A 21,887-nucleotide genomic window follows, 5' to 3' on the forward strand; every position below is an offset into this window, starting at 1 on the left:
ATGTATGAAGGATTTCATTACCGAAGCATGGCTCAGAGCGAATCATACGCTCAGCGAAGGGGCTGAAATTCATCTCCCCGCTGACGCTCGCCTGACGCCGTCTGCCCGGGAATTACTGGAAAGCCGACATCTGCGCATTAAGTTTATCGACGAGCAGGGCAGCCTGTTTATTGCTGACGAAGACCAGCAGCCGCAGCCGGTTCATGGGTTAACCAGCAGCGATACGCATCAACAGGCCAGCTGCGAACTGTGTCATCAACCGGTGGTGAAGAAACCCGACACGCTGACGCATCTGACGGCGGACAAGATGGTTGCCAAAAGTGACCCGCTCCTGGGATTTCGCGCCGCGCTGGACAGCACCATCGCGCTGGCCGTGTGGTTGCAGATAGAGCTGGGGCAGCCGTGGCAGCCGTGGCTTTCGGATATCCGTTCGCGCCTGGGCAACATTATGCGCGCCGATGCGATGGACGAGCTGCTGGCAGCACAAGCTATCGTCGGTTTAAGTGACGACGATTTACACCGCCTTTCGCATCAGCCGTTGCGCTATCTGGACCACGACCATCTGGTGCCTGAAGCCAGTCACGGACATGATTGCGCGCTGCTTAATCTGCTGCGTACCAAAGTCCGTGAAACGGAGACGGTGGCGGCCCAGGTTTTCATCAGCCGTAGTTTTGAAGTCATGCGACCGGACATCATGCAGGCGCTCAACCGCCTTTCCAGTACGGTCTACGTCATGATGATTCTGAGCGTTGCGAAGCACCCGCTGACGGTTAGCCAAATTCAACAGCGACTGGGGGAGAAGCCATGATCATTGAACGTGCTCGTCAACTCGCCCACCGCTCACCTGCACGTGTGGTGTTCCCGGATGCATTGGATATTCGGGTACTGCAGGCGGCAAATTACCTGCGTCAGCACCGTCTGGCGCGTCCCATTCTCGTCGCCAGTCCGTTTGCGCTGCGCCAGTTTGCTCTCAGCCACCGGGTGGCGATGGATGGCATTCAGGTTATCGATCCGCAAAGCAACATGCCAATGCGCGAAGAGTTTGCGCTGCGCTGGTTGGCCCGCGCGGGAGATAAAACGCCTGCGGATGCGTGGGAAAAACTCAACGATCCGCTGATGTTCGCTGCGGCAATGGTCAGCGCGGGCAAAGCAGACGTCTGTATTGCGGGCAATCTATCGTCGACGGCAAACGTGCTGCGCGCCGGTTTGCGCATTATTGGGCTACAGCCAGGCTGTAAAACGCTGTCGTCAATTTTCCTGATGCTGCCGCAGTACCTCGGGCCGTCATTAGGGTTTGCCGATTGCAGCGTCGTGCCGCAGCCCACCGCCGCACAGCTGGCGGATATTGCAATTGCCAGCGCGCAGACATGGCAGGGGATCACCGGTGAAGAGCCGCGCGTGGCCATGCTGTCGTTTTCAAGTAATGGCAGCGCTCGTCATCCCAACGTCGCTAACGTGCAGCAGGCGACGGAGATTGTTCGTGAGCGTGCCCCGCAGCTTATCGTGGATGGAGAACTGCAATTTGATGCCGCCTTTGTTCCGGATGTCGCCGCGCAAAAAGCGCCCGCCAGTCCGTTAAAGGGCAATGCCAACGTGATGGTCTTCCCGTCGCTGGAGGCAGGCAATATTGGCTACAAAATCGCCCAGCGTTTGGGAGGGTATCGCGCCGTTGGACCCTTGATTCAGGGACTTGCCGCACCGCTTCACGACCTCTCTCGCGGCTGTAGCGTACAGGAAATTATCGAACTGGCGTTGGTGGCAGCTGTGCCGCGCCAGACTGACGTGAGTCGTGAGAACGCCTCGCACACACTGGTTGTATAAGGTCCCGTTCTGGACCCCTTTGACTTAAGAGGAAAGCAAAATGGAAGCATTAGGAATGATTGAAACCCGGGGCCTGGTTGCACTGATTGAGGCTTCTGACGCAATGGTTAAAGCGGCACGTGTGAAACTGGTTGGCGTGAAGCAGATCGGTGGCGGTCTGGTCACTGCTATGGTCCGTGGCGACGTAGCGGCATGTAAAGCGGCAACAGACGCAGGTGCTGCGGCTGCACAGCGTATTGGCGAGCTGGTTTCCGTACACGTGATCCCGCGTCCGCATGGCGATCTGGAAGAAGTGTTCCCGATCAGCTTTAAAGGCGACAGCAGCGACATGTAAGTCGTCCATGTGACGCCACAAACTTCATTGCTGGCGTCACCCTCTCTCCTTTTCACATTACCTTCTGCGGAGGGTAGGGGGAGGTTTTACCTGAAATATGCCACGGAGGCGCGTATGAAACTGGCAATCGTCAAAGGACAAATTGTTTGTACCGTACGCCATCAGGGGCTCGCGCACGACAAGTTGCTGATGGTGGAAATGATTGATGCCTGCGGTAATCCCGACGGGCAGTGTGCCGTTGCTATCGACAGCATCGGGGCGGGAACCGGGGAGTGGGTGCTGCTGGTCAGCGGAAGCTCAGCCCGTCAGGCGCACCGTAACGAATCATCACCTGTCGATCTGTGCGTGATTGGCATCGTCGATGAAGTGGTGGCAGGTGGCCAGGTGATCTTCCATAAATAAGGCAGAAAATCATGAATCAACAGGATATTGAACAGGTCGTGAAAGCGGTGCTGCTGAAAATGAAAGACAGCAGCCAGCCCGTCAGTGCTGTTCAAGACATGGGCGTTTTTGCCTCCCTGGATGACGCAGTGACGGCAGCAAAACTGGCCCAGCAGGGGTTGAAAAGCGTCGCCATGCGTCAGTTGGCTATCGCGGCTCTACGTGAGGCGGGCGAAAAGCACGCCAGAGAATTAGCGGAACTTGCCGTCACAGAAACCGGCATGGGACGCGTTGAAGATAAATTTGCCAAAAACGTGGCGCAGGCGCGCGGTACGCCAGGGGTGGAATGCCTGTCTCCACAGGTCCTGACCGGCGATAACGGCCTGACGCTGATTGAAAATGCGCCGTGGGGAGTGGTGGCCTCGGTGACGCCGTCCACCAATCCGGCCGCGACCGTTATTAACAACGCCATCAGCCTGATTGCCGCTGGCAACAGCGTGGTCTTCGCACCGCATCCGGCTGCTAAAGGCGTGTCTCAGCGCGCTATCACTCTGCTCAACCAGGCGGTGGTCGCCGCAGGCGGACCGGCCAACCTGCTGGTTACCGTTGCCAACCCGGATATCGAAACCGCCCAGCGGTTGTTCAAGTACCCAGGCATCGGACTGCTGGTCGTAACCGGCGGTGAAGCCGTAGTGGATGCCGCGCGTAAGCACACCAACAAGCGTCTGATTGCCGCCGGTGCAGGTAATCCGCCGGTGGTGGTGGATGAAACGGCCGACCTGGCGCGCGCGGCGCAGTCGATCGTCAAAGGCGCTTCGTTTGACAACAACATCATTTGCGCCGATGAAAAAGTCCTGATCGTCGTGGATAGCGTTGCCGACGAACTGATGCGCCTGATGGAAAGCCAGCATGCGGTGAAAATGACTGCGGCTCAGGCCGAACAGCTGCAACCTGTGCTGCTGAAAAATATAGATGAGCGCGGTAAAGGCACGGTCAGTCGTGACTGGGTAGGCCGCGATGCAGGAAAAATCGCTGCGACGATTGGTCTGAACGTACCAGAGCAAACGCGGCTGTTATTCGTCGAAACCTCAGCGACGCATCCGTTTGCCGTCACCGAATTGATGATGCCGGTGCTGCCTGTCGTGCGGGTCGCCAGCGTCGATGAAGCCATTGAACTGGCGGTCAAGCTTGAAGGTGGCTGTCACCATACGGCGGCGATGCATTCACGCAATATCGACAACATGAACCGCATGGCAAACGCCATTGATACCAGTATTTTCGTCAAGAACGGACCGTGTATTGCTGGTCTTGGGCTCGGCGGAGAAGGCTGGACCACAATGACCATTACCACGCCAACCGGGGAAGGGGTGACCAGCGCGCGTACGTTTGTGCGTCTGCGTCGCTGTGTGTTGGTTGACGCCTTCAGAATTGTATAAGGAGTAAAAGAGATGGCGCACGACGAACAACGTTGGCTGACACCCAGGCTGCTAAAAGCGGCAACGCTATGTAACCAGACCCCTGCTGTGAGCGATTCACCGCTGTGGCTGGGCGTTGATTTGGGAACGTGTGATGTGGTGTCGATGGTTGTCGACAGTGACGGACAGCCGGTTGCGGTTTGCCTGGACTGGGCTGATGTTGTGCGCGATGGCATCGTCTGGGATTTCTTCGGCGCGGTGACCATCGTTCGTCGCCATCTCGATACGCTCGAACAACAGCTGGGTTGCCGCTTTACTCATGCGGCAACCTCGTTTCCACCGGGAACGGACCGGCGAATTTCGATCAACGTGCTGGAGTCTGCCGGGCTTGAAGTAAGTCATGTGCTCGACGAACCGACCGCATTGGCGGACTTGTTGCAGCTCGATAACGCTGGCGTGGTGGATATCGGGGGCGGTACCACCGGGATTGCCATTGTTAAACAGGGCAAAGTGATCTATTCCGCCGATGAAGCGACCGGCGGGCACCATATTTCTCTGACGCTGGCCGGGAACCGTCGCATCCAGTTGGAGGAAGCCGAGCAGTACAAGCGCAGCAATGGCAAAGAAATCTGGCCAGTGGTTAAGCCGGTCTACGAAAAGATGGCGGAAATCGTGGCTCACCATATAGCCGGACAGGGCGTCGCTGACTTGTGGCTGGCCGGTGGCTCCTGTATGCAGCCGGGCGTTGATGAACTGTTCCGTAAGCGTTTCCTGGAGCTGCAGGTGCATTTACCCCAGCACAGCCTGTTTATGACTCCGCTGGCGATTGCAAATAGCGGAAAAGAAAAAGCGGAAGGAATCTATGCAAGCTGAATTGCAGACCGCGCTCTTTCAGGCATTCGATACCCTGAATCTGCAACGCGTAAAAACGTTTAGCGTTCCACCGGTTACGTTATGTGGACTGGGAGCGCTGAGTACCTGTGGACAGGAAGCAAAAACGCGCGGACTGACGCATATGTTCGTCATGGTTGATAGTTTCCTGCATCAGGCGGGGATGACTGCTGCACTGGAACGCAGCCTGGCGATGAAAGGCGTGGCGATGACGCTGTGGCCATGTCCGGCGGGCGAACCGTGCATTACGGATGTCTGCGCGGCGGTCGCGCAATTGCGTGAATCGAAGTGCGATAGCGTTGTGGCCTTCGGCGGCGGTTCCGTACTGGATGCCGCAAAGGCAGTAGCGTTGCTGGTGACCAACCCCACGCAGACGCTGGCTGACATGACGGAGCACAGCGTGTTGCGTCCGCGTCTGCCGCTAATTGCGGTGCCAACTACCGCCGGAACGGGCTCAGAAACCACTAACGTCACGGTGATTATCGACGCCGCGACAGGACTTAAACAAGTGCTGGCCCACGCAATGCTGATGCCGGATGTGGCGATCCTTGACGCCGCGCTGACGGAAGGTGTGCCCGCACACGTCACGGCGATGACCGGGATCGATGCGCTGACGCACGCCGTTGAAGCGTATAGCGCGCTGAACGCGACGCCGTTTACCGACAGCCTGGCGATTGGCGCGATTGCGATGATCGGTAAATCGCTGCCGAAGGCCGTCGGATACGGTCAGGATCTGGCTGCGCGGGAAAGCATGCTGCTGGCGTCCTGCATGGCGGGAATGGCGTTTTCCAGCGCGGGACTGGGATTGTGTCATGCGATGGCGCACCAGCCGGGCGCAGCGCTGCATATCCCGCACGGACAGGCTAACGCCATGCTGCTGCCCACGGTAATGGGGTTCAACCGCATGGTGTGTCGTGAGCGCTTCAGCCATATCGGACGGGCGTTAACCAACAAGAAGTCGGACGATCGCGATGCCATCAACGCCGTCAGCGAGCTGATTAGTGAAGTGGGCCAGACAAAACGACTCTCTGATGTTGGGGCAAAGCTCGAGCATTACAGCGCATGGGCGCATGCCGCGCTGGAGGATATATGTATTCGCAGTAACCCACGCACCGCCACGCATGCCGACATTATCGCATTGTATGCAACGGCATAATAAATACACATATGACAGGGAGTGAAGGTTATGGGAATTAACGAAATCATCATGTACATCATGATGTTCTTTATGCTGATTGCCGCCGTGGACAGGATCCTGTCGCAGTTCGGCGGTTCGGCGCGCTTCCTCGGTAAGTTCGGTAAGAGTATTGAGGGTTCGGGCGGCCAGTTTGAAGAAGGTTTCATGGCGATGGGCGCGCTGGGCCTGGCGATGGTCGGTATGACCGCGCTGGCACCAGTACTGGCGCATGTGCTTGGGCCGGTGATTATTCCGCTGTACGAAATGCTGGGCGCAAACCCGTCGATGTTTGCCGGAACGCTGCTGGCGTGCGATATGGGTGGCTTCTTCCTGGCGAAAGAACTGGCGGGCGGCGACGTTGCGGCGTGGCTGTACTCTGGCCTGATCCTCGGAGCGATGATGGGGCCGACGCTGGTCTTCTCCATTCCGGTTGCGCTGGGAATTATTGAACCGTCTGACCGTCGTTATCTGGCGCTGGGCGTACTGGCCGGTATTGTCACCATTCCAGTTGGCTGTATTGCGGGTGGTTTGGTCGCGATGTACTCCGGCGTCGAAATCAATGGTCAGCCGGTGGAGTTCACCTTTGCGCTGATCCTGATGAACATGATCCCGGTGCTGATTGTGGCCGTGCTTGTGGCGCTGGGACTGAAATTCATCCCGGAAAAAATGATCAGCGGCTTCCAGATCTTCGCGAAATTCCTCGTGGCGCTGATCACCCTCGGTCTGGCAGCTGCGGTGATCAAATTTCTGCTCGGCTGGGAGCTAATTCCGGGTCTTGATCCTATCTTCATGGCACCGGGAGACAGGCCGGGTGAAGTGATGCGCGCCATCGAAGTTATCGGTTCTATCTCCTGTGTGCTGCTGGGCGCCTACCCGATGGTACTGCTGTTGACCCGCTGGTTTGAAAAACCGCTGATGAGCGTCGGCAACCTGTTAAACGTTAATAACATTGCGGCTGCGGGGATGGTCGCGACGCTGGCGAACAACATCCCGATGTTCGGCATGATGAAGAATATGGATACCCGCGGCAAAGTGATCAACTGTGCCTTTGCGGTCTCCGCGGCCTTTGCTCTGGGTGACCACTTAGGCTTCGCCGCTGCCAACATGAACGCAATGATCTTCCCAATGATTGTCGGCAAGTTGATCGGCGGTGTGACGGCGATTGGCGTGGCTATGCTGTTAGTACCAAAAGACGAAGATGTTCCGGCACCAGCAGAAACTAATCCGGAGACGCAATCGTGAATACTCGCCAGCTACTCAGCGTCGGTATCGATATCGGCACCACTACCACTCAGGTGATCTTCTCGCGCCTTGAGCTGGTCAACCGTGCGGCAGTGTCGCAGGTGCCGCGCTACGAATTCATCAAACGCGAAATTAGCTGGCAAAGCCCGGTGTTCTTTACCCCCGTTGATAAGCAGGGCGGGTTGAAAGAGGCCGAACTTAAGGCACTGATCCTCGCCCAGTATCAGGCGGCGGGCATCAAGCCTGAGGCCGTCGATTCCGGTGCGATCATCATTACCGGAGAAAGCGCCAAAACCCGCAACGCACGACCCGCAGTGATGACGCTCGCCCAGTCGCTGGGGGACTTTGTGGTTGCCAGCGCCGGTCCGCATCTGGAATCGGTGATTGCCGGTCAAGGAGCGGGAGTGCAAACCCTGTCCGAGCAAAAAATGTGCCGCGTACTGAATATCGACATCGGCGGCGGGACGTCGAACTTCGTCCTGTTCGATGCCGGAAAGGTCAGCGGTTCGGCCTGCCTGAACGTTGGCGGACGGCTTCTGGAAACGGATGGTCAGGGGCGAGTGGTGCATGCGCATCAACCGGGACAGATGATTGTTGATGACGCATTTGGTCCGGGCTTTGACGCCCGAACCCTCAATGCGGCGCAGCTTGTTCAGGTGGCTCGACGGATGGCGGCGCTGATTGTGGAGGTGATTGACGGCACGCTTTCACCGTTGGCGCAGGCGCTGATGCAAACCGGTTTACTGCCTGCGGGCGTGAAACCGGATGTGATTACGCTTTCAGGGGGAGTGGGCGAATGCTACCGCAACCAACCTGCCGATCCGTTCTGTTTTTCCGATATCGGGCCGCTGCTCGCCACGGCGCTGCACGAACATCCGCGCCTGCGTGATATGAACGTGCAGTTCCCGGCGCAGACCGTGCGTGCCACGGTGATTGGTGCCGGAGCGCATACGCTGTCGCTTTCGGGCAGCACTATCTGGCTGGAAGGTGTAGCGCTTCCGCTGCGCAATCTGCCGGTGGCGATTCCAGTTGATGAGGCTGATTTGGTTGCCGCCTGGCAGCAAGCGCTGATGCAACTCGATCTGGATCCGCAAACGGACGCCTACGTGCTGGCGCTGCCCGGTTCGCTGCCGGTGCGCTACGCCGCGCTATTAACGGTGATTGATGCGCTGCAGGCCTTTGTCGCGCGCTATCCGAATCCGCATCCCCTGCTGGTGGTAGCCGAGCAGGATTTTGGTAAAGCCCTGGGCATGCTGTTACGCCCACAGTTACAGCAACACCCGCTGGCGGTCATCGATGAGGTGGTTGTCCGGGCGGGGGACTATATCGACATTGGTACGCCTCTTTTTGGCGGATCGGTTGTGCCGGTGACGGTGAAATCACTCGCATTTCCTTCCTGAGGGAACGACTTATGAAACTAAAGACCACATTGTTCGGCAATGTTTATCAGTTTAAGGATGTGAAAGAGGTGCTGGCAAAAGCCAACGAACTGCGTTCGGGGGATGTGCTGGCAGGGGTAGCTGCAACCAGTTCGCAGGAGCGCGTGGCGGCCAAGCAGGTGCTGTCAGAAATGACGGTGGCGGATATCCGCAATAACCCGGTGATTTCCTATGAAGAGGACTGCGTCACGCGTCTGATTCAGGATGACGTCAACGAAACGGCCTATAACCGCATCAAAAACTGGAGCATCAGCGAACTGCGCGAGTACGTGCTGAGCGATGAAACCTCCGTTGATGACATTGCTTTTACGCGCAAAGGGTTAACCTCGGAAGTGGTCGCCGCGGTAGCGAAAATATGCTCTAACGCGGACCTGATCTACGGCGGTAAGAAAATGCCGGTGATCAAAAAGGCCAACACCACTATCGGTCTGCCGGGCACATTCAGCTGCCGTTTACAGCCGAACGACACCCGTGATGACGTGCAGAGTATTGCGGCACAAATTTACGAGGGACTGTCCTTCGGTGCGGGCGATGCGGTAATTGGCGTAAACCCGGTAACGGATGATGTGGAAAACTTAAGCCGCGTACTGGATACCGTGTACGGCGTCATCGATAAATTCAACATCCCGACCCAGGGCTGTGTACTGGCACACGTTACCACCCAGATTGAAGCGATTCGTCGCGGCGCGCCGGGTGGGCTGATTTTCCAGAGTATCTGCGGCAGCGAGAAAGGCTTAAAAGAGTTCGGCGTTGAGCTGGCTATGCTGGATGAAGCACGCACGGTGGGCGCGGAGTTCAACCGCATTGCCGGGGAAAACTGCCTGTACTTCGAAACCGGGCAAGGGTCTGCGCTCTCCGCAGGCGCTAACTTCGGTGCCGATCAGGTGACGATGGAAGCGCGTAACTACGGACTGGCGCGTCACTACGATCCGTTTCTGGTGAACACCGTAGTGGGCTTTATCGGGCCGGAGTATCTGTACAACGATCGTCAGATTATTCGCGCGGGTCTGGAAGATCACTTTATGGGCAAGCTGAGTGGCATCTCAATGGGCTGCGACTGCTGTTACACCAACCATGCTGAGGCTGATCAGAACCTCAACGAAAACCTGATGATTCTGCTCGCCACCGCTGGCTGCAACTACATCATGGGCATGCCGCTCGGTGACGACATCATGCTCAACTATCAGACCACCGCATTTCACGACACCGCCACCGTCCGTCAGTTGCTGAATTTACGGCCGTCGCCGGAGTTTGAACGCTGGCTGGAAACCATGGGCATTATGGCAAACGGTCGCCTGACCAAACGGGCGGGCGATCCGTCACTGTTCTTCTGATGACGCGGGGATGACACAGATGGATCAAAAACAGATTGAAGAAATTGTACGCAGCGTTATGGCGTCAATGGGAGAGTCGCAGCCGCAGGCGCAAGCGTCGTCACCAGAAGAGAAATGTAGCACCGCGCAGTGTGTTGCACCAACGGGTGAAAGCTGTGCAATGGATTTAGGCTCAGCCGAGGCCAAAGCGTGGATTGGCGTTGAGAACCCGCACCGTGCAGAGGTGTTGACCGAGCTGCGCCGCAGCACCGCCGCGCGTGTATGTACCGGGCGTGCCGGTCCACGCCCGCGCACTCAGGCGCTGCTGCGTTTCCTGGCCGATCACTCGCGTTCAAAAGACACGGTGTTGAAAGAAGTGCCCGAAGAGTGGGTAAAAGCCCAGGGGCTGCTGGAAGTACGCTCGGAAATCAGTGACAAAAACCTGTACCTGACGCGCCCGGATCTGGGACGTCGTCTGAGTGCGGAAGCCATTGAAGCGCTGAAATCACAGTGTGTAATGAACCCGGATGTGCAGGTGATTATCTCTGATGGCCTGTCTACCGACGCCATTACCGCCAACTACGAAGAGATCCTGCCGCCGCTGTTGTCGGGCTTAAAACAGGCCGGATTGAAGGTTGGGACGCCGTTCTTTGTTCGCTATGGTCGCGTGAAAATCGAAGATCAGATCGGCGAACTGCTTGGTGCGAAAGCGGTGATCCTGCTGGTTGGGGAACGTCCGGGCCTTGGCCAGTCTGAAAGCCTTTCCTGTTATGCCGTCTATTCGCCGTGCGTGGCGACGACCGTTGAAGCTGACCGTACCTGTATCTCGAATATTCACCAGGGCGGTACGCCACCGGTTGAAGCGGCGGCGGTGATTGTGGATTTGGCCAGGCGCATGCTGGAGCAAAAAGCATCCGGCATCAATATGACCCGTTAAGGAGGCATCATGCCAGCATTAGATTTGATTAGACCTTCAGTCACCGCAATGCGCGTGATTGCCTCGGTAAATGACGATTTTGCCCGTGAACTTAAATTACCGCCACATATACGTAGCCTTGGACTCATCACAGCAGATTCTGATGACGTGGCGTATATTGCCGCAGACGAAGCGACAAAACAGGCAATGGTCGAAGTGGTTTATGGCCGCTCGCTGTATGCCGGCGCGGCGCACAATCCCTCTCCAACCTCGGGCGAAGTGCTGATTATGCTCGGAGGGCCAAACCCGGCCGAAGTTCGCGCAGGTCTGGACGCGATGGTGGCCAATATTGAAAGCGGTGCGGCGTTCCAGTGGGCAAATGACGCAGAAGATACCGCTTTCCTGGCACATGTGGTTTCGCGTACCGGGTCGTATCTCTCGGCGACCGTAGGATGCCGACCTGGCGATCCGATGGCGTATCTGGTGGCGCCGCCGCTGGAGGCGACGTTTGGTATTGATGCTGCGCTGAAATCTGCTGATGTGCAGATTGCCACCTATGTGCCGCCACCGTCAGAAACCAACTATTCGGCCGCGTTTTTGACCGGTAGCCAGGCTGCCTGTAAAGCCGCCTGTAACGCCTTTGCTGATGCCGTGCTGGATATTGCCCGTAATCCAGTCCAGCGCGCGTAAGAGAGGTAGTGATGATCAATGCACTGGGATTACTGGAAGTGGATGGCATGGTGGCTGCCGTAGACGCGGCAGATGCCATGTTGAAAGCCGCTAACGTGCGTCTGCTGAGCCACGAAGTGCTCGATCCTGGCCGGCTGACGCTGGTGGTGGAAGGCGATCTGGCTGCGTGCCGCGCAGCGCTGGATGCCGGCAGCGCTGCCGCAGCGCGTACAGGCCGTGTTATCAGCCGTAAGGAAATAGGCCGGCCGGACGATGACACCCAGTGGCTGATCGGCGGTTTTACGCGCCAGCCGAAGAAACCAGAACAGAAGCCAGAAGTGAAAACAGACGTAAATACGCAGAAGACGCAGGATACCCCGTTGACGTCTGAATCCTCTGAGCAACTTCTGACGCTGTTGGCATCGGTCCGTCAAGGAATGACTGCAGGGGAAGTGGCTGCTCACTTTGGCTGGTCACTTGATGAAGCCAGAAAGGCGCTGGATCAGCTCTTTTCTCAAGGAGCGTTGCGTAAACGCAGTAGTCGCTATCGCTTAAAAAATTAACCTGTCGGAGGGTCGGGGGCTTCGTTGAGGCTTCCGGCTTAAAAGATCATGAAAAAGACCCGAACTGCAAACCTGCACCATCTTTATCATGAAGCATTACCCGAAGACGTTAAACTTACGCCGAAAGTGGAGATGGACAACGTTCACCAGCGGCGAACAACGGATGTGTATGAGCATGCGCTGACGATTACCGCCTGGCAGCAAATATACGACCAGCTGCATCCGGGAAAATTTCATGGCGAGTTCACGGAAATCCTGCTCGACGATATTCAGGTGTTCCGTGAATACACCGGACTGGCGCTGCGTCAGTCATGTCTTGTCTGGCCGAACTCGTTCTGGTTTGGTATTCCGGCCACGCGCTGCGAACAGGGATTTATTGGCACCCAGTGTCTGGGTAACGCTGAAATTGCCACCCGCCCGGGCGGGACGGAGTTTGAACTGAGTACGCCGGATGATTACACCATTCTGGGGGTCGTTATTTCGGAAGAGGTGATTGCCCGTCAGGCCAACTTCCTGCATAACCCGGAAAGGGTGCTGCATATGCTGCGTAACCAGTCGGCGCTGGAAGTGAAAGAACATCACAAAGCTGCTCTATGGGGCTTTGTGCAGCAGGCGCTGGCGACATTTAGCGAGAATCCGGTAAACCTCCATCAACCTGCAGTACGCAAAATGCTGGGCGATAACCTGCTGCTGGCGATGGGCACCATGCTGGAAGAAGCGCAGCCGATAATCACGGCCGAGAGCATCAGCCATCAGAGCTATCGTCGCCTGCTGTCGCGTGCGCGCGAATATGTGCTGGAAAATATGTCAGAGCCGCTGACCGTACTCGACCTGTGTAATCAGTTGCACGTCAGCCGTCGGACGCTGCAAAACGCCTTTCATACGATACTCGGAATTGGTCCGAATGCCTGGTTAAAACGTATTCGTCTGAACGCCGTGCGTCGCGAGCTGATAAGCCCGTGGTCGCAAAGCGCGACGGTAAAAGACGCCGCCATGCAGTGGGGATTTTGGCATTTGGGGCAGTTTGCCACTGACTACCAGCAATTGTTTGCGGAGAAACCGTCGTTGACGCTGCATCAGCGTATGCGCCAGTGGGTGTGATGACATTATTGTGCCGGATGCGACGCTTTGCGTCTTATCCAGCCTACGGGGCGGTGCCGTCGTAGTTGTAGGCCTGATTAGGCGCTAGCCGTCATCAGGCAAAAAAAACGGCCAGGTAAATTACACCCAGTCGCGGATCTGAATAAACTTCCTCAAGGCAGCCTCCGGGCTGCCTTCTTTTGGCTCGTAGCAGTACTCCCAGCGCACCAGCGGCGGCATCGACATTAAAATCGACTCCGTGCGCCCGCCGGTCTGCAGGCCGAACAGCGTCCCGCGATCCCACACCAGGTTGAATTCCACGTAGCGCCCGCGGCGGTAAAGCTGGAACTCGCGTTCGCGCACGCCGTAGTCGGTATTTTTACGGCGTTCGACGATGGGCAGATAGGCGTCGGTATAGCCTTCGCCCACCGCGCGCATAAAGCTGAACGCGGTATCAAAATCAGGGGTGTTGAGATCGTCAAAGAACAGCCCGCCGATGCCGCGCTGCTCATCGCGGTGCTTCAGGTAAAAGTAGTCGTCGCACCACTTTTTAAATTTCGGGTAAACGTCTTCGCCAAACGGCAGACAAAGGTCCCGCGCGGTGGTGTGCCAGTGCACGGCATCTTCTTCGAAGCCGTAGTAGGGCGTTAAGTCGAAACCGCCGCCGAACCACCAGACCGGATCGGCCCCCGGTTTTTCCGCAATGAAAAAGCGGACATTGGCGTGGCTGGTCGGCACAAACGGGTTGTGCGGATGCACCACCAGCGAGACGCCCATCGCTTCGAAGCTGCGGCCCGCGAGTTCAGGGCGATGTGCGGTGGCAGACGCGGGCATGGCGTCTCCGTGAACGTGGGAAAAATTCACGCCCGCCTGTTCAAAGATACCGCCGTTACGCAGCACCCGGCTGCGCCCGCCGCCGCCGGCTTCGCGCTGCCAGTTATCTTCCTGAAATTCACCGCCGTCTGCGGCGGCCAGTTTCTGGCAAATCTCATCCTGCAGCTGCAGCAGGAACGTTTTGACCAGTTGAGCATTGGGTTTCATCAACGTTTCCTGGAGTGCGCTTTTTGGTTATCGAACCAGTTGAAGTAACTGATAATGCCAGAGGCAATGGCGTTGGCGATCTTCTGACGAAACGCCGTGGTGCCGAGAAGCCGCTCTTCTTCCGGGTTGGTAATGAAGGAGGTTTCCACCAGTACGGACGGGATTGACGGTGATTTCAGCACCACAAACGCCGCCTGCTCGGTGCCTTTACTGTGCAGACGATGCACCGGCTTAATCTTCTTCAGAATATGCGAGCCGAGCGTCAGGCTGTTTTTGATCGTATCGGTCTGCACGAGGTCGAACAGTACCTGTTGTAGCAGATGATCTTTGTCGGTGGCTTTCTTCCCGGCGACTTCATCCGCCCGGTTTTCACGGTCGGAGAGATATTTTGCCATGGCGCTACTGGCGCCACGATTGGAAAGCGCAAACACCGAGGCACCTGCCGCAGAAGGGTTGGTAAAGCCGTCGGCGTGAATCGACATAAACAGATCCGCACCGTGCTGGTGGGCGATTTCTACGCGGTCATACAGCGGAATAAAGGTATCGCCAGAGCGCGTCAGTCGGGCGTCAATGCCGTTACTGCGTAAAATTGCGCGCACATTTTTTGCAATCGCCAGCACGACGTGTTTTTCTTTCGAACCGTTTTTGCCGATGGCGCCGGTATCAATGCCGCCGTGGCCCGGGTCAAGCATTACCAGACGCTTCGCGCCCGGCTTTTTGGTTTTGGGTTTGCTGTGTCCGTTATTGGTTTTGAGCGTGCTCTCGTCTTTCGCCTGAGCCTGCTTTGCGATGCCCGTTAACGTTAAGGCCGCCAGCCCCGCTTTGAGAACCTGACGACGCGATGTGAGTGCTTTTAATGGTTTGAATGTGCTCATGCGGCCTGAATACTAAAAATTGGGGTCCTGGTGTTATATCGTATCGTGTTTCCCGTTACGACAGTCCATATTGAGAATTGTTTTACTTTTCATTTCAATACGTGACAAAGTGACATTATGCCAAATTTTGGCGAGATTTTCCCCGGTTATTGGCTAAACGCACCGTTCGCGCCATAATCACTGTTTTTAAACCCGAAAAGGCGGTTAATACCATGGAGATACGCGTTTTTCGCCAGGAAGATTTCGAAGAGGTGATCACCCTTTGGGAACGCTGCGATTTGCTGCGTCCGTGGAACGATCCGGAAATGGATATCGAACGTAAGGTGAATCACGACGTCAGTCTGTTTCTGGTTGCGGAAGTCAATGGCGTGGTCGTGGGAACAGTGATGGGCGGTTATGATGGCCACCGCGGCTCGGCCTATTATCTGGGCGTTCACCCGGAATACCGTGCCCGTGGCATCGCCAATGCGCTGCTTAATCGTCTTGAGAAGAAGCTTATCGCCCGCGGCTGCCCGAAAATCCAGATCATGGTGCGGGAAGATAACGACGTGGTGCTGGGCATGTATGAACGCCTGGGCTATGAACACGCTGACGTGCTGAGTTTAGGTAAGCGCCTGATCGAAGATGAAGAGTACTGAGATCCATCCCGCAGATTATGACGCGCAGGGCCGTGTCAGGCTGCCCTTTTTATTCTGGTGCGTTCTGCTGCTGCAGGCCCGCACCTGGGTGCTGTTTGTGATGGCCGCTGCGTCACGCGGGCAGGGCGACACGCTGCTGAATCTCTTTTATCCCGATCACGACGCCTTCTGGCTCGGCTTATTGCCGGGCGTACCGGCGGTGGTGGCTTTTTTGTGCAGCGGCCGACGGCACGCGATCCCGCGTTTGTGGCGTGCGCTTCGCTGGCTGCTGATCCTTGCGCAGATTGCGCTGCTTTTCTGGCAGCCGGTACTCTGGTGGTACGGTGAACCGCTGACGGGCCTCGGCGTTGCGCTGGTGGTTGCCGATATTGTGGCGCTGCTGTGGCTGCTGACTAACCCTCGTCTTCGCGCCTGTTTTGCGCATCAGGATGATTAATCCGGCACTTTTTGCCGATGTCGCACTCCAACAAGCGTTGATTTAACAAGAAAGGACGTTTCAATGAAATCGCTGCGTTTACTTTTATGCGCTCTCCCGCTGGCATTGACCGGCTGTTCGACGCTCTCCTCCATTAACTGGTCCGCTGCGTATCCGTGGAACTGGTTTGGCTCATCAACGGAAGTGACCGAGCAGGGAGTGGGAAAAATTACCGCCGCGACGGCGCTGGATCAGAATGCCATTCAGGATGCGCTTAGCAGCGATTACCGCCTGCGCAGCGGTATGAAAACGGAGAATGGCAATATTGTTCGCTATTACGAAGCGCTGAAGGGCGACAAGTTGGCGCTGGTGATCAACGGTGACAAAGGCACGGTAAACCGAATTGCCGTGATGGATGAAGATATTCCGACGGCGAGCGGTGTGAAAGTGGGTACGCCGTTTAGCGAACTTTATAAGCAGGCCTTTGGTAACTGTACCAGTGCGCCATCCGACGATAAAGTGGCGGTGGAGTGTAAGGCAGAAGGCAGCCAGCACATCAGCTACGTCTTTACCGGCACCTGGAGCGGCCCGGAAGGTTTGATGCCGTCTGACGACACGCTGAAGAGCTGGAAGGTGAGCAAAATACTCTGGAAGCAGTAATTTGCGCCTGAACAAACCGCCTCGCTGAAATCCGGGTATAATACCCGCCATCCATGCCACGCTGACGTGGCATCTTTATTTCAGGAGGAGCGATGTCTCAGGTTCAGAGTGGCATTTTGCCAGAACATTGCCGCGCGGCGATTTGGATTGAAGCCAATGTAAAAGGGGACGTGGATGCCCTGTGTGCGGCCAGTAAAGCGTTTGTTGATAAGCTGGCGACCTTCCAGGCTAAATTCCCGGAAGCCCATCTCGGCGCCGTTGTCGCTTTTGGCAATAACGTCTGGCGTCAGCTGAGCGGTGGCGAAGGGGCGGACGAGCTGAAAGACTTCATCCCCTACGGCAAAGGTCTTGCACCCGCGACGCAATACGACGTGCTGATCCATATTCTCTCTCTGCGTCATGACGTGAACTTCTCGGTTGCGCAGGCGGCGGTGGCGGCTTTTGGCGACAGCATTGAGGTGCAGGAAGAGGTGCACGGTTTCCGCTGGGTGGAAGAGCGCGATCTGAGCGGCTTTGTCGACGGAACCGAAAACCCGGCGGGTGAAGAGACGCGTCGTGAAGTCGCGGTGATCAAAGACGGCGTGGACGCGGGCGGCAGCTACGTGTTCGTGCAGCGCTGGGAACACAACCTCAAGCAGCTTAATCGCATGAGCGTGCATGACCAGGAGATGATGATTGGCCGTACCAAAGAAGCCAACGAAGAGATCGACGGCGATGACCGCCCGGTCACCTCTCACCTGACCCGCGTTGACCTCAAAGAAGACGGCAAAGGGCTGAAGATTGTTCGCCAGAGCCTGCCGTACGGCACAGCAAGCGGCACGCACGGCCTCTACTTCTGCGCGTACTGCGCGCGCCTGCATAACATTGAGCAGCAGCTGCTGAGCATGTTCGGCGATACCGACGGCAAGCGTGACGCCATGCTGCGCTTCACCAAACCGGTGACCGGCGGCTACTACTTCGCGCCGTCCGTTGAGCGTCTGCTGGCGCTGTAAAACCGCTCTCCACGCGTAGGCCGGGTAAGCGTTAGCGCCACCCGGCAATTTCTCCCGCATCCTTATTCCCTTTTCTGCTTCTAAATCACCAAACGGTATATAAAACCGTTACTCCTTTGGTCCTCGTTATAAATATTATGACTATAAGATAGTCATCACATTTATAAGGGTGCGCAATGGCCGTTACTGTACTGAAAAAAGGAACTCTGGCGCTGGCAGGTTTACTGCTGGTGGCACAGGCGCAGGCGACTGAGCTGCTGAACAGTTCATATGACGTCTCCCGCGAGCTGTTTGCCGCCCTTAATCCACCGTTTGAACAGCAGTGGGCGAAAGAAAACAATGGCGATAAGCTGACCATTAAGCAGTCTCACGCCGGTTCATCCAAGCAGGCGCTTGCCATTCTTCAGGGACTGAAAGCGGACGTCGTGACCTACAACCAGGTCACTGACGTGCAGATCCTGCACGACAAAGGCAAGCTGATCCCGGCGGACTGGCAGAGCCGTCTGCCCAACAACAGCTCGCCGTTCTATTCCACCATGGGCTTCCTGGTGCGCAAGGGCAACCCGAAGAATATCCACGACTGGAGCGACCTGGTGCGTTCCGACGTGAAGCTGATTTTCCCGAACCCAAAAACCTCCGGTAACGCGCGTTATACCTATTTAGCGGCGTGGGGGGCGGCGGACAAGGCTGACGGTAACGATAAAGCCAAAACCGAGCAGTTCATGACCCAGTTCCTGAAAAACGTCGAAGTGTTTGATACCGGCGGACGCGGAGCAACCACGACCTTCGCAGAACGCGGTTTGGGCGATGTGCTGATTAGCTTTGAATCAGAAGTGAATAACATCCGCAAACAGTATGAAGCGCAGGGCTTTGAGGTGGTTATCCCGAAAACCAACATTCTGGCCGAGTTCCCGGTGGCGTGGGTGGATAAAAACGTGCAGGCAAACGGTACCGAGAAAGCGGCAAAGGCCTATCTCAACTACCTGTACAGCCCGCAAGCGCAGACCATCATTACCGATTACTACTACCGCGTGAATAACCCGGACGTGATGAACAAACTGAAAGACAAATTCCCGCAGACCGCGCTGTTCCGCGTGGAAGATCATTTCGGCTCCTGGCCTGATGTGATGAAAACGCATTTTGCCAGCGGCGGTGAGTTAGACAAATTGCTGGCGGCGGGGCATAAGTAATGTTTGCAGTATCGACTAAACGCGTGCTGCCGGGCTTTACCTTAAGCCTCGGAACCAGCCTGCTGTACGTCTGCCTGATTTTGCTTTTGCCGCTCAGCGCGCTGGTGATGCAGCTTGCGCAGATGAGCTGGACGCAGTACTGGGACGTGATCACCAACCCGCAGGTGGTGGCGGCCTATAAAGTGACGCTGCTGTCAGCGTTTGTCGCCTCCATTTTTAACGGCGTGTTTGGCCTGCTGATGGCGTGGATCTTAACCCGCTATCGCTTCCCGGGCCGTACGCTGCTTGATGCACTGATGGATCTGCCGTTTGCGCTGCCGACGGCGGTTGCAGGCTTAACCCTTGCGTCGCTCTTCTCCGTGAACGGGTTGTACGGAGAGTGGCTGGCGAAATTCGACATCAAAGTGACTTATACCTGGCTCGGTATCGCGGTGGCGATGGCCTTTACCAGTATCCCGTTTGTGGTGCGTACCGTGCAGCCGGTGCTGGAAGAGTTGGGTCCGGAATACGAAGAAGCGGCGGAAACGCTGGGCGCTACGCGCTGGCAGAGCTTCCGCAAAGTGGTTCTGCCTGAGCTGTCACCGGCGCTGATGGCGGGTGTTGCGCTGTCGTTTACCCGCAGCCTCGGTGAGTTCGGTGCGGTGATTTTTATCGCCGGGAACATCGCCTGGAAAACGGAAGTGACCTCGCTGATGATTTTCATCCGTCTGCAGGAGTTTGATTATCCGGCGGCGAGCGCCATTGCTTCGGTGATCCTTGCGGCCTCGCTGCTGCTGTTGTACTCGATTAACACTCTGCAAAGTCGCTTTGGTCGGCGTGTGGTAGGTCATTGATGGCGGAAGTTACGCAATTGAAGCGATACGATGCACCCCGTATCAACTGGGGTAAATGGTTTCTGATTGGGGCGGGCGTGCTGGTTTCCGCCTTTATTCTCGTCGTGCCGACGATTTATATCTTCGTTCAGGCGTTCAGCAAGGGGTTGATGCCTGCGCTGGAAAACCTGGCGAACCCGGATATGCTGCATGCCATCTGGCTGACCGTACTGATTGCATTGATCACCGTGCCGGTGAACCTGGTGTTCGGTACCTTGCTGGCCTGGCTGGTTACGCGCTTTAACTTCCCGGGACGTCAGCTGCTGCTGACCCTGCTGGATATTCCTTTTGCCGTGTCGCCGGTGGTGGCGGGCCTGGTCTATCTGCTCTTTTACGGCTCCAACGGCCCGTTGGGCGGCTGGCTGGATGAGCATAATCTGCAGATCATGTTCGCCTGGCCCGGCATGGTGCTGGTCACCATTTTCGTGACCTGTCCGTTTGTGGTGCGTGAACTGGTGCCGGTGATGTTAAGCCAGGGAAGCAACGAAGACGAAGCGGCCGTGCTGCTGGGCGCGTCAGGCTGGCAGATGTTCCGTCGCGTGACGCTGCCGAATATCCGCTGGGCGCTGCTTTACGGCGTGGTGTTGACCAATGCCCGCGCGATTGGTGAGTTCGGTGCCGTTTCCGTCGTCTCCGGCTCCATTCGGGGTGAAACCCTGTCGCTGCCGCTACAGATCGAGTTACTGCAGCAGGACTACAACACCATCGGCTCGTTTACTGCCGCAGCGTTGCTGACGCTGATGGCCATTTTGACCCTGTTTTTGAAGAGTGTGGTGCAGTGGCGTTTAGAAAATCAGGAAAAACGTCAGCATCAGGAGGGAAATCATGAGCATTGAGATTGCCAATATTAAGAAGTCTTTTGGTCGCACCCAGGTGCTGAATGATATCTCGCTGGATATCCCTTCCGGACAAATGGTGGCGCTGCTGGGGCCGTCTGGCTCGGGTAAAACCACGTTGCTGCGTATTATTGCCGGACTTGAGCATCAGACCAGTGGGCACATCCGCTTCCACGGCACCGACGTGAGCCGCCTGCATGCCCGGGACCGTAAGGTTGGATTTGTGTTCCAGCATTACGCGCTGTTCCGCCACATGACCGTATACGACAACATCGCATTTGGCCTGACCGTGCTGCCGCGTGGCGAGCGCCCGAATGCGGCGGCCATTAAAGCGAAAGTGACCAAACTGCTCGAGATGGTGCAGCTGGCTCACCTGGCGGACCGTTTCCCGGCGCAGCTTTCTGGCGGGCAGAAACAGCGCGTGGCGCTGGCGCGTGCGTTAGCCGTTGAACCGCAAATTCTGCTGCTGGATGAACCCTTCGGCGCGCTGGATGCGCAGGTGCGTAAAGAACTGCGTCGCTGGCTGCGACAGCTCCATGAAGAGCTGAAATTCACCAGCGTCTTCGTGACCCACGATCAGGAAGAGGCGATGGAAGTCGCGGATCGCGTGGTAGTCATGAGCCAGGGCAACATTGAGCAGGTTGACGAGCCAGAGCAGCTCTGGCGTGAACCGGCGACCCGTTTTGTGCTGGAGTTTATGGGTGAAGTGAACCGTCTGCAGGGCACCATTCGTGGTGGACAATTCCACGTGGGGGCGCACCGCTGGCCGCTGGGCTATACCTCCGCGCACCAGGGGCCGGTCGATCTGTTCCTGCGCCCATGGGAAGTGGACGTGAGCCGCCGAACCAGCCTGGATTCACCGCTGCCGGTGCAGGTGCTGGAAGCTAGCCCTAAAGGGCACTACACACAATTGGTGGTACAACCGCTGGGCTGGTATACCGAACCGCTGACCGTGGTTATGCGCGACGACGTTCCACCGCACCGGGGAGAGCGCCTGTTTGTCGGTCTGCAGCATGCCCGTATTTATCACGGGAAGGAACGTATCGAGACGCGCGAGGATATTGCTCTGGCGGAGTCAGCCTGATAGGTTATTGAGTATGTTTTCGCCCGGTGGCGTAATGCTTACC

Annotated in this window: 24 protein-coding genes; 22 read left to right on the plus strand and 2 right to left on the minus strand. The window is 56.9% G+C overall.

The window, feature by feature from the left end; genetic code table 11:
* Positions 1-4 precede the first annotated feature (4 nt).
* The 14 genes from eutT (at position 5) to eutR (ending at position 13,262) form a co-directional block, all read left to right on the plus strand.
* Positions 5-808, plus strand: a complete 804-nt coding sequence (eutT, locus tag PYW49_RS13430; protein ID WP_320386692.1) for an ethanolamine utilization cob(I)yrinic acid a,c-diamide adenosyltransferase EutT — start codon at positions 5-7, stop codon at positions 806-808.
* On the plus strand, positions 805-1,821 hold the full coding sequence (gene pta, locus PYW49_RS13435) for a phosphate acetyltransferase (RefSeq protein WP_134347694.1): 1,017 nt from the start codon (positions 805-807) through the stop codon (positions 1,819-1,821). The genes eutT and pta overlap by 4 nt, the downstream gene beginning before the upstream one ends.
* Before the next feature lie 40 nt (positions 1,822-1,861).
* Positions 1,862-2,155: an ethanolamine utilization microcompartment protein EutM gene (gene eutM / locus PYW49_RS13440; RefSeq protein WP_114680758.1), complete on the plus strand. Its 294-nt coding sequence runs from the start codon at positions 1,862-1,864 to the stop codon at positions 2,153-2,155.
* A gap of 114 nt (positions 2,156-2,269) precedes the next feature.
* Positions 2,270-2,557, plus strand: a complete 288-nt coding sequence (gene eutN / locus PYW49_RS13445; protein ID WP_134347695.1) for an ethanolamine utilization microcompartment protein EutN — start codon at positions 2,270-2,272, stop codon at positions 2,555-2,557.
* Between the two features lie 11 nt (positions 2,558-2,568).
* Positions 2,569-3,972, plus strand: a complete 1,404-nt coding sequence (locus tag PYW49_RS13450) for an aldehyde dehydrogenase family protein (RefSeq protein ID WP_320386694.1) — start codon at positions 2,569-2,571, stop codon at positions 3,970-3,972.
* A 12-nt stretch (positions 3,973-3,984) separates the two neighbouring features.
* Positions 3,985-4,824, plus strand: coding sequence for an ethanolamine utilization protein EutJ (gene eutJ, locus PYW49_RS13455; RefSeq protein WP_320386695.1), 840 nt, complete (start codon positions 3,985-3,987; stop codon positions 4,822-4,824).
* A complete protein-coding gene (gene eutG / locus PYW49_RS13460; RefSeq protein WP_320386696.1) occupies positions 4,814-5,998 on the plus strand; it encodes an ethanolamine utilization ethanol dehydrogenase EutG in 1,185 nt (394 codons plus the stop codon). Before eutJ ends, eutG begins: the two co-directional genes overlap by 11 nt.
* Before the next feature lie 30 nt (positions 5,999-6,028).
* Entirely contained in the window at positions 6,029-7,261 is a 1,233-nt protein-coding gene (gene eutH, locus PYW49_RS13465) for an ethanolamine utilization protein EutH (RefSeq protein WP_134347699.1), read from the plus strand.
* Positions 7,258-8,661, plus strand: a complete 1,404-nt coding sequence (gene eutA, locus PYW49_RS13470; RefSeq protein ID WP_320386697.1) for an ethanolamine ammonia-lyase reactivating factor EutA — start codon at positions 7,258-7,260, stop codon at positions 8,659-8,661. The genes eutH and eutA overlap by 4 nt, the downstream gene beginning before the upstream one ends.
* An 11-nt stretch (positions 8,662-8,672) precedes the next feature.
* Positions 8,673-10,034: an ethanolamine ammonia-lyase subunit alpha gene (eutB, locus tag PYW49_RS13475; RefSeq protein WP_320386698.1), complete on the plus strand. Its 1,362-nt coding sequence runs from the start codon at positions 8,673-8,675 to the stop codon at positions 10,032-10,034.
* 19 nt (positions 10,035-10,053) lie between these two features.
* On the plus strand, positions 10,054-10,950 hold the full coding sequence (eutC, locus tag PYW49_RS13480) for an ethanolamine ammonia-lyase subunit EutC (protein ID WP_320386699.1): 897 nt from the start codon (positions 10,054-10,056) through the stop codon (positions 10,948-10,950).
* A 9-nt stretch (positions 10,951-10,959) separates the two neighbouring features.
* A complete protein-coding gene (gene eutL / locus PYW49_RS13485) occupies positions 10,960-11,619 on the plus strand; it encodes an ethanolamine utilization microcompartment protein EutL (protein WP_134347702.1) in 660 nt (219 codons plus the stop codon).
* 11 nt (positions 11,620-11,630) lie between these two features.
* Complete coding sequence (eutK, locus tag PYW49_RS13490) at positions 11,631-12,161, plus strand: ethanolamine utilization microcompartment protein EutK (protein WP_320386700.1); 531 nt, start codon at positions 11,631-11,633, stop codon at positions 12,159-12,161.
* A 48-nt stretch (positions 12,162-12,209) separates the two neighbouring features.
* A complete protein-coding gene (eutR, locus tag PYW49_RS13495; RefSeq protein ID WP_320386701.1) occupies positions 12,210-13,262 on the plus strand; it encodes an HTH-type transcriptional regulator EutR in 1,053 nt (350 codons plus the stop codon).
* Positions 13,263-13,382: 120 nt separating this feature from the next.
* Here eutR and hemF read toward each other — a convergent pair whose 3' ends face one another.
* Positions 13,383-14,282: an oxygen-dependent coproporphyrinogen oxidase gene (hemF, locus tag PYW49_RS13500; RefSeq protein ID WP_320386702.1), complete on the minus strand. Its 900-nt coding sequence runs from the start codon at positions 14,280-14,282 to the stop codon at positions 13,383-13,385.
* A complete protein-coding gene (amiA, locus tag PYW49_RS13505; RefSeq protein ID WP_320386703.1) occupies positions 14,282-15,157 on the minus strand; it encodes an N-acetylmuramoyl-L-alanine amidase AmiA in 876 nt (291 codons plus the stop codon). The genes hemF and amiA overlap by 1 nt, the downstream gene beginning before the upstream one ends.
* Before the next feature lie 212 nt (positions 15,158-15,369).
* On the opposite strand from amiA, the gene PYW49_RS13510 reads away from it, so the two are divergent.
* The 8 genes from PYW49_RS13510 (at position 15,370) to cysA (ending at position 21,844) form a co-directional block, all read left to right on the plus strand.
* A complete protein-coding gene (locus PYW49_RS13510; RefSeq protein ID WP_134347706.1) occupies positions 15,370-15,795 on the plus strand; it encodes a GNAT family acetyltransferase in 426 nt (141 codons plus the stop codon).
* Complete coding sequence (locus PYW49_RS13515) at positions 15,782-16,231, plus strand: DUF2919 domain-containing protein (RefSeq protein WP_320386704.1); 450 nt, start codon at positions 15,782-15,784, stop codon at positions 16,229-16,231. The genes PYW49_RS13510 and PYW49_RS13515 overlap by 14 nt, the downstream gene beginning before the upstream one ends.
* Before the next feature lie 63 nt (positions 16,232-16,294).
* The gene (locus tag PYW49_RS13520; RefSeq protein ID WP_213328106.1) at positions 16,295-16,870 is read left to right on the plus strand and encodes an RpoE-regulated lipoprotein; all 576 of its coding nucleotides are present in this window, start codon (positions 16,295-16,297) and stop codon (positions 16,868-16,870) included.
* 92 nt (positions 16,871-16,962) lie between these two features.
* On the plus strand, positions 16,963-17,862 hold the full coding sequence (locus PYW49_RS13525) for a Dyp-type peroxidase (protein WP_320386705.1): 900 nt from the start codon (positions 16,963-16,965) through the stop codon (positions 17,860-17,862).
* A 176-nt stretch (positions 17,863-18,038) separates the two neighbouring features.
* Positions 18,039-19,052, plus strand: a complete 1,014-nt coding sequence (locus tag PYW49_RS13530; protein ID WP_134347710.1) for a sulfate ABC transporter substrate-binding protein — start codon at positions 18,039-18,041, stop codon at positions 19,050-19,052.
* A complete protein-coding gene (cysT, locus tag PYW49_RS13535) occupies positions 19,052-19,885 on the plus strand; it encodes a sulfate/thiosulfate ABC transporter permease CysT (protein WP_134347711.1) in 834 nt (277 codons plus the stop codon). The genes PYW49_RS13530 and cysT overlap by 1 nt, the downstream gene beginning before the upstream one ends.
* The gene (cysW, locus tag PYW49_RS13540) at positions 19,885-20,760 is read left to right on the plus strand and encodes a sulfate/thiosulfate ABC transporter permease CysW (RefSeq protein WP_134347712.1); all 876 of its coding nucleotides are present in this window, start codon (positions 19,885-19,887) and stop codon (positions 20,758-20,760) included. Before cysT ends, cysW begins: the two co-directional genes overlap by 1 nt.
* Positions 20,750-21,844 carry a sulfate/thiosulfate ABC transporter ATP-binding protein CysA gene (cysA, locus tag PYW49_RS13545; RefSeq protein ID WP_320386706.1) on the plus strand — a complete coding sequence of 365 codons (1,095 nt, stop codon included), beginning with the start codon at positions 20,750-20,752 and terminating at the stop codon, positions 21,842-21,844. Before cysW ends, cysA begins: the two co-directional genes overlap by 11 nt.
* The last annotated feature ends 43 nt before the right edge of the window (positions 21,845-21,887 follow it).

This window comes from Enterobacter chinensis, assembly GCF_034008295.1.
In the GTDB taxonomy this organism is placed as follows: Bacteria; Pseudomonadota; Gammaproteobacteria; order Enterobacterales; family Enterobacteriaceae; genus Enterobacter; species Enterobacter chinensis.